We start from the raw sequence: 9430 nt of genomic DNA on the forward strand, positions 1-9430 counted from the left end.
AGGGACGCGGTGTTCGGACAGGCGAACGTCCTGGCACAGGGCGAGGCAGCATTCCCACCCAGCGTGGAGGATTTCTACCTGCCCAGCATCCTGCCGTGGGGTGCGGAGAACTCCTACTGGTTCACCAAGATCACCGCGATGGTCTGGATCGCCGTCGGCGTTTTGATCATCTTCTTCCTGGTCAGCTACCGGAAGCCGCAGCTGGTGCCGACGAAGAAGCAGTGGTTCGCCGAGTCGATCTACGGCTTCGTGCGGAACAACATCGCGGTCGACATGATCGGGCACGCGGGTGTGCGGTTCGCGCCGTACTTCACCACGCTGTTCTGCTTCATCCTGCTGACCAACTTCTTCGCCATCCTGCCGGGCTTCCAGATCTCGCCGAACTCGCACATCGCCTTCCCCGCGATCCTTGCGGTGATCAGCTACGTGCTCTTCATCTACGCGGGCATCCGGCACCACGGCGCCGGCAAATTCATCAGGAATTCACTGATCCCGCCGGCACCCTGGTACATCCTGCCGCTGCTGATCCCGATCGAGTTCTTCTCGACCTTCCTCGTCCGGCCGTTCTCGCTGGCCGTGCGTCTCTTCGCGAACATGTTCGCCGGCCACATGCTCCTGCTGGTCTTCACGCTCGGCGGCTTCGCGATGCTCAACGCCAACGCCTGGTTCGCGCCGGTCTCGGTGCTGTCCTGGGTGATGACCGTGGCGCTCACCTTCCTCGAGTTCCTGGTGATCGTCCTGCAGGCCTACGTCTTCACCGTGCTGACCGCCAGCTACGTGCAGGGCGCGCTCGCCGAAGAGCACTGATCCACCGCACCAACCGTTGTCGTCCCGCGTGACCGTCACGCGTGATAACCAGGAGGAACCCACTAATGGACATCGTCGCCGCGGTAGAGGGCAGCACCGCCGCCATCGGCTACGGCCTCGCCGCCATCGGCCCGGGTATCGGCGTCGGCCTGGTCTTCGCCGCCTACATCCAGTCGACCGCCCGCCAGCCGGAGTCGTCCCGGATGACCCTGCCGTACGTCTGGATCGGCTTCGCCGTCATCGAGGCGCTCGCCCTGCTGGGCATCGCGTTCGGCTTCATCTGGGCCGGCTGACCCCCGCCCTTCGACCGGGAGGTTTTCCATGTTCCTGCTCGCCGCCGAGGGTGGTGAAGCGTCCCACAACCCGATCATTCCGCTCTGGCAGGAGCTCGTGGTCGGGACCATCGCCTTCGCCGTGCTCTGCTTCGTGCTGATGAAGTTCGTCTTCCCCCGGATGGAGCAGACGTTCCAGGCGCGGGTCGACGCGATCGAGGGCGGCATCAAGCGCGCCGAGGCCGCGCAGGCCGAGGCGAACCAGCTGCTCGAGCAGTACCGCGCGCAGCTCGCCGAGGCGCGGACCGACGCCGCCAAGATCCGGGATGACGCCCGGGCCGACGCCGAGGGCATCCGCCAGGACATCCTCGCCAAGGCGCGGGAGGAGTCCGACCGGATCATCGCGGCCGGCAAGGAGCAGCTCGCCGCCGAGCGGGCCACCATCGTGCGCGAGCTGCGCACCGAGGTCGGCACCATCGCGGTGGACCTGGCCAGCAAGATCGTCGGTGAGTCGCTCGCCGACGAGGCGCGCCGCAAGGGCACCGTGGACCGGTTCCTGAGCGGTCTCGAGAGCGCGGGGGCCCGCTGATGCACGCCGCCAGCCGGGAGTCGTACACGGTCGCGGCCGAGCGCCTCGACGCGTACGTCCGCGGCGCGGAGCCGTCGGCGGTGGCCGCCACCGCCGACGAACTCCTCTCCGTCGCCGCCCTGCTGCGGCGCGAGCCGCGGCTGCGCCGGGCGCTCTCCGATCCGGCCCGCTCCGGTGACGACCGCGCCGGTCTGCTCACCGGGATCCTCGGCGGCAAGGTCGGCGCGGACGCGCTCGGCCTGCTGACCGCGCTGGTCTCCGGCCGGTGGTCGGCGCCGTCGGAACTGCTCGACGGCGCCGAGCGGCTCGGGGTCGAGGCCCTGCTCGCCGCAGCCGAGTCCGCCGGCGACCTGGGCGAGGTCGAGGACGAGCTGTTCCGCTTCGGCCAGGTGGTCGCCGGTCAGCCCGCGCTCTCCAACGCGCTGGGCAACCCGATGGCCCCGGCCGAGCAGCGGGCCACCCTGGCCCGCGAACTGCTCGACGGCAAGGCCCGCCCGGTCACCGTCCGCCTCGTCGAGGTGGCGCTGGGCGGGTTCGGGGGACGCTCCTTCACCGGTGCGCTCACCCGGCTGGTCGAACTCGCCGCCGACCGGCGGGACCGGCAGGTGGCGTACGTGACCGTCGCGGCCCCGTTGAGTGAAGAGGAGGAGCGCCGGCTGGGCGCGAGTCTCTCCGCGATATACGGTCGAGAGGTTTCCGTCAAGCAGACGGTGAATCCCGAAGTCCTGGGTGGGATGAGCGTGCGGGTCGGCTCCGACCTGTACGACGGCACTGTCCTGCGCCGCCTCAACGAGACCCGCAACGCGCTCGCGAAGCGCTGACCGGCCCCGCCGCCCAGCGCCCTGAATAGACGCCATTCGGACCGGTCGGTACTAGGTATCCCGGGCCCCTGATACTTAAGGAAGCAGAGGATGGCCGAGCTGACCATCTCGACGGAGGAGATCCGCGGCGCCCTGGAGCGCTACGTCTCCTCCTACACGTCCGACGTCTCCCGCGAGGAGGTCGGCACCGTCGCCGACGCCGGCGACGGCATCGCCCACGTCGAGGGCCTCCCCTCGACCATGACCAACGAGCTCCTGGAGTTCGAGGACGGCACGCTGGGCGTGGCGCTGAACCTCGACGTCCGGGAGATCGGTGTCGTCGTCCTCGGTGACTTCGCCGGCCTCGAGGAGGGGCAGCGCGTCAAGCGCACCGGCCGGGTGCTCTCCGTACCGGTCGGCGACGCCTTCCTCGGCCGCGTGGTCAACGCGCTCGGTCAGCCGATCGACGGCCTCGGCGACATCCCGAACGAGGGCTACCGCGAGCTGGAGCTCCAGGCTCCGAACGTGATGGCCCGGCAGTCCGTCTTCGAGCCGATGCAGACCGGCCTCAAGGCCGTCGACGCGATGACGCCGATCGGTCGGGGCCAGCGCCAGCTGATCATCGGTGACCGGAAGACCGGCAAGACCACGGTCGCGCTGGACACCATCCTCAACCAGCGGGACAACTGGCGCTCCGGCGACCCGAAGAAGCAGGTCCGCTGCATCTACGTCGCCGTCGGCCAGAAGGCCTCCACGATCGCCTCGATCAAGGGCCTGCTGGAGGAGGCGGGCGCGATGGAGTACACCACCATCGTCGCCTCTCCGGCCTCCGACCCGGCCGGCTTCAAGTACCTCGCCCCCTACACCGGTTCGTCCATCGGGCAGCACTGGATGTACGGCGGCAAGCACGTCCTGATCGTCTTCGACGACCTGAGCAAGCAGGCCGAGGCGTACCGGGCCGTGTCGCTGCTGCTGCGCCGTCCGCCGGGCCGCGAGGCGTACCCGGGTGACGTCTTCTACCTGCACTCCCGGCTGCTGGAGCGCTGCGCCAAGCTCTCCGACGAGATGGGCGGCGGCTCGATGACCGGCCTGCCGATCATCGAGACGAAGGCCAACGACATCTCGGCCTTCATCCCGACCAACGTCATCTCCATCACCGACGGCCAGATCTTCCTGGAGACCGACCTGTTCAACCAGGGCGTCCGGCCGGCGATCAACGTCGGCACCTCGGTCTCCCGGGTCGGTGGCGCCGCCCAGGTGAAGCCGATGAAGAAGGTCGCCGGTTCGCTCCGGCTCAACCTGGCCCAGTACCGCGAGCTGGAGGCGTTCGCCGCCTTCGCCTCCGACCTGGACAAGGCCTCCCGCGCGCAGCTGGAGCGCGGCTCCCGCCTGGTCGAGCTGCTCAAGCAGGCGAACTACTCGCCGTACCCGGTGCAGGAGCAGGTCGTCTCGGTCTGGGCCGGCACCGAGGGCAAGCTGGACGACATCCCGGTCGGCGAGGTCCGCCGCTTCGAGTCGGAGTTCCTCCAGTACCTGCGCCACAAGCACGAGGGCGTCCTGGCGGCCATCACCGACAACAAGTGGGACGACGACATCGTCAGCTCGCTCGACTCGGCGGTGACCGAGTTCAAGCGGCTCTTCCTCGGCAAGGAGGACGAGCGCCGGATCAACGAGCCGCCGGCGCAGCCGCTGGCGGGCGAGGAGAACCGCGAGACGGTGACCCGGTTCCGCGACGGCACGACCGACCGCCCGGCTGAGAGCTGACCGATGGCGGCCCAGGTTCGCGTTCTTCGTCAACGGATCCGCTCGGCGAAGTCGATGAAGAAGATCACCAAGGCGATGGAGCTCGTGGCGACGAGCCGGATCGCCAAGGCCCAGGCCCGGGTTGAGGCGTCCCTGCCGTACGCCCGGGCCATCACCGGCGTGCTCACGGCGCTGGCGTCCAACGCGCGGATCGACCACCCGCTGCTCACCCCGCGTGAGCGGGTACGGCGGGCCGGCGTCCTGCTGATCACCAGCGACCGAGGGCTGGCCGGCGGCTACAGCTCCAACGCGATCAAGACGGCGGAGTCGCTGATCGCCCGGCTGAAGGCCGACGGCAAGGAGCCGGTGCTCTACGTGATCGGGCGCAAGGGCGTCACGTTCTACCGGTTCCGCAACCGGCCGATCGAGGCGAACTGGACCGGGTTCTCGGAGCAGCCGGCGTTCGCCGACGCCCGCACGGTGGGCGAGACGCTGATCAAGGCGTTCTCGGCCGGCGCGGACGACGTCGACGGCGGCCCCGGGGCGGACGGGGTGCTCGGGATCGACGAGCTGCACATCGTCTACACCGAGTTCAAGTCCCTGATGACCCAGACCCCGATCGCGAAGATCATCGGGCCGATGGAGGTCGAGGACCGCCCGCGGTCCGAGGGCCTGCTCCCGGCGTACGAGTTCGAGCCGGAGGCGGAGGCGCTGCTCGACGCGCTGCTGCCGAAGTACATCAACACGCGGATCTACGCGGCGTTGATCGAGTCGGCGGCGAGCGAGTCGGCGGCCCGGCGGCGGGCGATGAAGAGCGCCACCGACAACGCCGAAGAGATGATCGAGAAGTACACGCGTGAGATGAACTCGGCCCGCCAGGCCGGGATCACCCAGGAGATCAGCGAGATCGTCGGCGGCGCGAACGCGCTGGCCGCGTCGGGAAGTGAAGTGTGATGACTGCCCCAGTAGAGACCAAGACGGCCACGGGTCGCGTGGTCCGGGTCATCGGCCCGGTCGTCGACGCCGAGTTTCCGCGCGACGCCATGCCGGACCTGTTCAGCGCCCTGCACGTCGACGTGACGCTCTCCGGCGGCGAGAAGACGCTGACCCTGGAGGTCGCCCAGCACCTGGGTGACAACCTGATCCGCGCCATCTCGATGCAGCCGACCGACGGCCTGGTCCGCGGCACCGAGGTGCGCGACACCGGCGCGCCGATCAGCGTGCCGGTCGGCGACGCGGTCAAGGGTCACGTGTTCAACGCGATCGGCGAGTGCCTCAACCTCCGCGAGGGCGAGACGCTCAACCCGGACGACCACTGGCAGATCCACCGCAAGGCCCCGGCCTTCGCGGACCTGGAGCCGAAGACTGAGATGCTGGAGACCGGCATCAAGGTCATCGACCTGCTCGCCCCGTACGTGAAGGGCGGCAAGATCGGCCTGTTCGGCGGCGCCGGCGTGGGCAAGACGGTGCTCATCCAGGAGATGATTACCCGGGTGGCCCGGAACTTCGGTGGCACCTCGGTCTTCGCCGGCGTGGGTGAGCGCACCCGTGAGGGCAACGACCTCATCGCCGAGATGACCGAGTCCGGCGTCATCGACAAGACGGCGCTGGTCTACGGCCAGATGGACGAGCCGCCGGGCACCCGGCTGCGGGTCGCTCTCTCCGCGCTGACCATGGCGGAGTACTTCCGCGACGTGAAGAAGCAGGAGGTGCTGCTCTTCATCGACAACATCTTCCGCTTCACCCAGGCCGGTTCCGAGGTGTCCACGCTGCTCGGCCGGATGCCGAGCGCGGTGGGTTACCAGCCGACCCTGGCCGACGAGATGGGCGAGCTCCAGGAGCGGATCACCTCCGTCCGGGGCCAGGCCATCACCTCGATGCAGGCGATCTACGTGCCGGCGGACGACTACACCGACCCCGCCCCGGCCACCACGTTCGCCCACCTCGACGCGACCACCAACCTGGAGCGGTCGATCTCCGACAAGGGCATCTACCCGGCCGTGGACCCGCTGGCGTCCTCGTCCCGGATCCTCGCCCCGGAGTTCGTCGGCCAGGAGCACTTCGCGGTGGCCACCGAGGTGAAGCGGATCCTGCAGCGCTACAAGGACCTGCAGGACATCATCGCCATCCTCGGTATCGAGGAGCTCTCCGAGGAAGACAAGATCACCGTGGCCCGCGCCCGGCGGATCGAGCGCTTCCTGTCGCAGAACACCTACGCGGCGGAGCAGTTCACCGGCGTACCGGGCTCGACGGTTCCGATCAAGGAGACCATCGAAGCCTTCCGGAAGATCAGCGAGGGTGAGTACGACCACTTCCCCGAGCAGGCGTTCTTCATGTGCGGCGGCCTGGACGACCTGGAGCGCAAGGCGGCGGAGCTGATGAAGGGCTGACCTCGGCCCGACGAAGGCCGCCCCGGTAACACCGGGGCGGCCTTTTGTTCATCTTCCTGCCCTATCATCGCTGCTGCCCGGTTCTCCGCGGTCGGCGAGCACGCCGCACGCGAGGTACCGTTCATGCGCGCGCTCACCGGGATGCGCGCACGTCTGTGCAACCTTTCGGCTGCGCGCGCCCGTCTCCTGATCGTGGGCGTGACGAACGGAGATGATCGTGGGTAAGGCCGGCAAGGGCGGCGGGAAGTCGTCCATCTGGTCCGGGGTGCCGCGGTGGTCCCGGGTCTGCACGGTGTTCGGTGCGGTCCTGATGCTGCTCAGCGGCGTGGTGCTGGTCGGCACCGAGGCGCTGATGGCCCGCTATGAGAGCGCGGTCGGCAAGGCCGACCTCTTCGGCGACCAGGCGGCCGGCGCGAGCGAGCGCAAGAGCGACATCAAGGGCCCGCTGAACATCCTGCTGGTCGGCATCGACCCCCGCAACCCGGAGACGCCGCCGCTGGCCGACTCGATCATGGTGTTGCACGTGCCGGCGGAACTGGACCGGGCCTACCTCTTCTCCATGCCGCGCGACCTCTACGTGGAGATCCCGGCCTTCTCCCAGGCCAACTTCAACGGCGGCACCGACAAGCTCAACGCGGCGATGTCGTACGGCAGTCGGGTGCCGGGGCGGAACCCGGACGCCGCCCGCGGCTTCGAGCTGCTCGCGAAGACCGTGCAGAAGGTCACCGGGATCAAGCGCTTCGACGCCGGAGCGATCATCAACTTCAACGGGTTCCAGAAGATCGTCGACGCGATGGGCGGCGTCGACATGTACATCGAGCGCGAGGTGCGCTCCGAGCACCGGGAGCCGGACGGCACCCACCGCAAGGGCAACCCGAACGGCTCCGGCTACATCGGGCCGCAGGCGGTCTACGAGAAGGGCAACCAACACCTGAGCGGTTGGCAGGCGCTGGACTACGTCCGCCAGCGCTACCCGAAGAACGGCGTGCCGGACGGCGACTACGGCCGGCAGCGCCACCAGCAGCAGTTCGTCAAGGCGATGGCGGGCCAGGCACTCAGCGCCGACGTGGTGACCAACCCGATCAAGCTGGACCGGGTGCTGCGGGCGGCCGGGCAGTCGCTGATCTTCAGCGGGCGCGGCCACAGCGTGATCGACTTCGGTCTGGCCCTGAAGAACATCCGCCCGGAGACGATCCAGATGGTCAAGCTGCCGGGTGGTGCCCTGATCGAGGGCGGGCGGTACCGGGGCGAGCAGTTCCGGACCGAGGTGGAGGACTTCTTCACCGCTCTGCACAACGAGCAGCTGGACGCGTTCCTGCTGGAGCACCCGGACTTCCAGAACAAGACCAAGTAGACGTGGCCTAGCTCTCGCCACCCGCGTTGGGGGCGTGTCGGCGGCGGGACTAGACTTTCGACATCCCGCCGCCGCAGCAAGGAGACAGCGTGGCACAGCAGCTACACGTCGAGCTCGTAGCCGTCGAGGAGAAGGTCTGGTCAGGCGAGGCCGAGATGGTCGTCGCCCGGACGACCGAGGGTGAGCTGGGTGTGCTGCCGGGGCACGCGCCCCTGCTCGGCCAGCTCGCCGAGCCCGGCCAGGTACGCATCAAGCTCCCCGGTGGCGAGCAGGTCTCCTACGAGGTGGCCGGCGGCTTCCTCTCGGTGAGCGCCGAGGGCGTCACCGTGCTGGCCGAGAGCGCCACCCCGGCCTCCGCCGCACAGGGCCGCTGAGCCCACCCGCCGATGGAGATTGTCGAAGGGATCGGAATCGGCGTCGCCGCCGTTCTCGGCGCGCTCCTGATCCTCTTCGTCCGGCGGGCCCTGGTCACCCGCAGCGGCGGCATCATCCGGCTCAGCGTCCGGACCTCCACCCTGCTCGACGGTCGCGGGTGGGCTCCGGGCTTCGGCCGGTTCGTCGGCGACGAACTCCGCTGGTACCGGATGTTCAGCTTCGCCCTGCGTCCCAAGCGGGTGCTCTCCCGCAAGGGGCTGGCGGTGGAGCGGCGGCGGCTGCCCGAAGGGCAGGAGCGCTTCTCGATGCCCGCCGACTGGGTCATTCTCCGCTGTACCAGTCACCACGCTCCGGTGGAGATCGCCATGGCGCGGTCCACGGTCACCGGCTTCCTCTCCTGGCTCGAGGCCGCCCCTCCGGGGGCGGCCTCGCCACGTCTGGCTTCCCAGGACTGGCCCGCCGCCTGACTCCGCCCCGCTCTCCGGTTGTTTCCGGGAGCCCACCCGCTCCGGGCGGTCAGGCTTGAACCCTTCGCGGGCGGGCTCCCCAGGAAAGCACCTCGCGCCCCTGCCCTCGCCGTCGGGCTTCTTCGTCTCCCACCGTCACCGGTTCGGCGAGGCGACCAGTTCCACCTCGTACCCCTGCTCGTCGGTGAGGTAACCGGCGTAGGTCCCGGCGCCGCCGGCGTGCGGGTGCCGGTCCGGAAAGAGCAGCGTCCAGCCGTACGCCGGCGCCGCCGCCACCAACCGGTCCACGGCGGCCGGCGGGCCGGCGTGAAAGGCCAGGTGGTTCAGGCCGGGGGCGAGCCGGTCGTGCCGCCGCCCGGAGAGCGCGGGGGACTCCTCCAGGACCAGGTAGGTCGAGCCGAGCCGCCAGGAGTGGCCGGCCGGCCACTCCTGGAACGGCGTCCAGCCCAGCTCGCCCAGGAGCCAGCCCCAGCTGCGCTTGGCGGCGGCCAGATCGGGTACCCAGACCTCGACGTGGTGCAACGCGCCCACGCGGGAGACCGGCGGCGCCGGCGGCCGCGCGGTCAGCGCTTACCGCCGGGAACCCATAGCACATCTCCGTCCGGATTTGCCGTTCTTGCCAGGATGAAGAGC

At 69.4% G+C, this 9430-nt stretch carries 11 protein-coding genes and 1 pseudogene; 10 read left to right on the top strand and 2 right to left on the bottom strand.

All coding sequences use genetic code 11. The features are described from left to right. Window positions 1-9: 9 nt before the first annotated feature. The 10 genes from atpB (at window position 10) to C1I99_RS08085 (ending at window position 8797) form a co-directional block, all read left to right on the top strand. Window positions 10-807 (top strand): F0F1 ATP synthase subunit A, encoded by a 798-nt coding sequence (atpB, locus tag C1I99_RS08040; protein WP_111133578.1) that lies wholly within the window; start codon window positions 10-12, stop codon window positions 805-807. A gap of 65 nt (window positions 808-872) precedes the next feature. Beyond that, window positions 873-1100, top strand: a complete 228-nt coding sequence (locus tag C1I99_RS08045) for an ATP synthase F0 subunit C (protein ID WP_111133579.1) — start codon at window positions 873-875, stop codon at window positions 1098-1100. A gap of 28 nt (window positions 1101-1128) precedes the next feature. Further along, window positions 1129-1668 carry a F0F1 ATP synthase subunit B gene (locus C1I99_RS08050; RefSeq protein WP_111133580.1) on the top strand — a complete coding sequence of 180 codons (540 nt, stop codon included), beginning with the start codon at window positions 1129-1131 and terminating at the stop codon, window positions 1666-1668. Further along, window positions 1665-2489 carry a F0F1 ATP synthase subunit delta gene (locus C1I99_RS08055; protein ID WP_111133581.1) on the top strand — a complete coding sequence of 275 codons (825 nt, stop codon included), beginning with the start codon at window positions 1665-1667 and terminating at the stop codon, window positions 2487-2489. The genes C1I99_RS08050 and C1I99_RS08055 overlap by 4 nt, the downstream gene beginning before the upstream one ends. A 90-nt stretch (window positions 2490-2579) precedes the next feature. Beyond that, window positions 2580-4232: a F0F1 ATP synthase subunit alpha gene (gene atpA / locus C1I99_RS08060; RefSeq protein WP_111133582.1), complete on the top strand. Its 1653-nt coding sequence runs from the start codon at window positions 2580-2582 to the stop codon at window positions 4230-4232. A 3-nt stretch (window positions 4233-4235) separates the two neighbouring features. Further along, entirely contained in the window at window positions 4236-5165 is a 930-nt protein-coding gene (locus C1I99_RS08065; RefSeq protein WP_111133583.1) for a F0F1 ATP synthase subunit gamma, read from the top strand. Continuing rightward, window positions 5165-6601 carry a F0F1 ATP synthase subunit beta gene (gene atpD, locus C1I99_RS08070; RefSeq protein ID WP_111133584.1) on the top strand — a complete coding sequence of 479 codons (1437 nt, stop codon included), beginning with the start codon at window positions 5165-5167 and terminating at the stop codon, window positions 6599-6601. The genes C1I99_RS08065 and atpD overlap by 1 nt, the downstream gene beginning before the upstream one ends. 211 nt (window positions 6602-6812) lie before the next feature. After that, window positions 6813-7955 carry an LCP family protein gene (locus C1I99_RS08075; RefSeq protein ID WP_111133585.1) on the top strand — a complete coding sequence of 381 codons (1143 nt, stop codon included), beginning with the start codon at window positions 6813-6815 and terminating at the stop codon, window positions 7953-7955. Window positions 7956-8044: 89 nt separating this feature from the next. Beyond that, on the top strand, window positions 8045-8329 hold the full coding sequence (locus C1I99_RS08080) for a F0F1 ATP synthase subunit epsilon (RefSeq protein WP_111133586.1): 285 nt from the start codon (window positions 8045-8047) through the stop codon (window positions 8327-8329). A gap of 12 nt (window positions 8330-8341) precedes the next feature. Then, entirely contained in the window at window positions 8342-8797 is a 456-nt protein-coding gene (locus C1I99_RS08085; RefSeq protein WP_111133587.1) for a DUF2550 domain-containing protein, read from the top strand. 135 nt (window positions 8798-8932) lie between these two features. Here C1I99_RS08085 and C1I99_RS08090 read toward each other — a convergent pair whose 3' ends face one another. Together C1I99_RS08090 and C1I99_RS08095 are read right to left on the bottom strand one after the other, a co-directional pair. Next, window positions 8933-9328, bottom strand: coding sequence for a VOC family protein (locus tag C1I99_RS08090; RefSeq protein WP_111133588.1), 396 nt, complete (start codon window positions 9326-9328; stop codon window positions 8933-8935). Window positions 9329-9360: 32 nt separating this feature from the next. Then, window positions 9361-9430, bottom strand: a pseudogene (locus tag C1I99_RS08095) (cob(I)yrinic acid a,c-diamide adenosyltransferase); the annotation flags it as partial.

It is taken from the genome of Micromonospora deserti, from assembly GCF_003236335.1.
GTDB classification, from domain to species: Bacteria; Actinomycetota; Actinomycetes; order Mycobacteriales; family Micromonosporaceae; genus Micromonospora; species Micromonospora deserti.

Excerpts from the sequence above, each read along its gene's own strand:
- C1I99_RS08045 (WP_111133579.1), top strand. The coding sequence starts at position 873 with ATGGACATCGTCGCCGCGGTAGAGGGCAGCACCGCCGCCATCGGCTAC.
- C1I99_RS08050 (WP_111133580.1), top strand. The coding sequence starts at position 1,129 with ATGTTCCTGCTCGCCGCCGAGGGTGGTGAAGCGTCCCACAACCCGATC.
- atpA (WP_111133582.1), top strand. The coding sequence starts at position 2,580 with ATGGCCGAGCTGACCATCTCGACGGAGGAGATCCGCGGCGCCCTGGAG.
- C1I99_RS08065 (WP_111133583.1), top strand. The coding sequence starts at position 4,236 with ATGGCGGCCCAGGTTCGCGTTCTTCGTCAACGGATCCGCTCGGCGAAG.
- atpD (WP_111133584.1), top strand. The coding sequence starts at position 5,165 with ATGACTGCCCCAGTAGAGACCAAGACGGCCACGGGTCGCGTGGTCCGG.
- C1I99_RS08075 (WP_111133585.1), top strand. The coding sequence starts at position 6,813 with ATGATCGTGGGTAAGGCCGGCAAGGGCGGCGGGAAGTCGTCCATCTGG.
- C1I99_RS08085 (WP_111133587.1), top strand. The coding sequence starts at position 8,342 with ATGGAGATTGTCGAAGGGATCGGAATCGGCGTCGCCGCCGTTCTCGGC.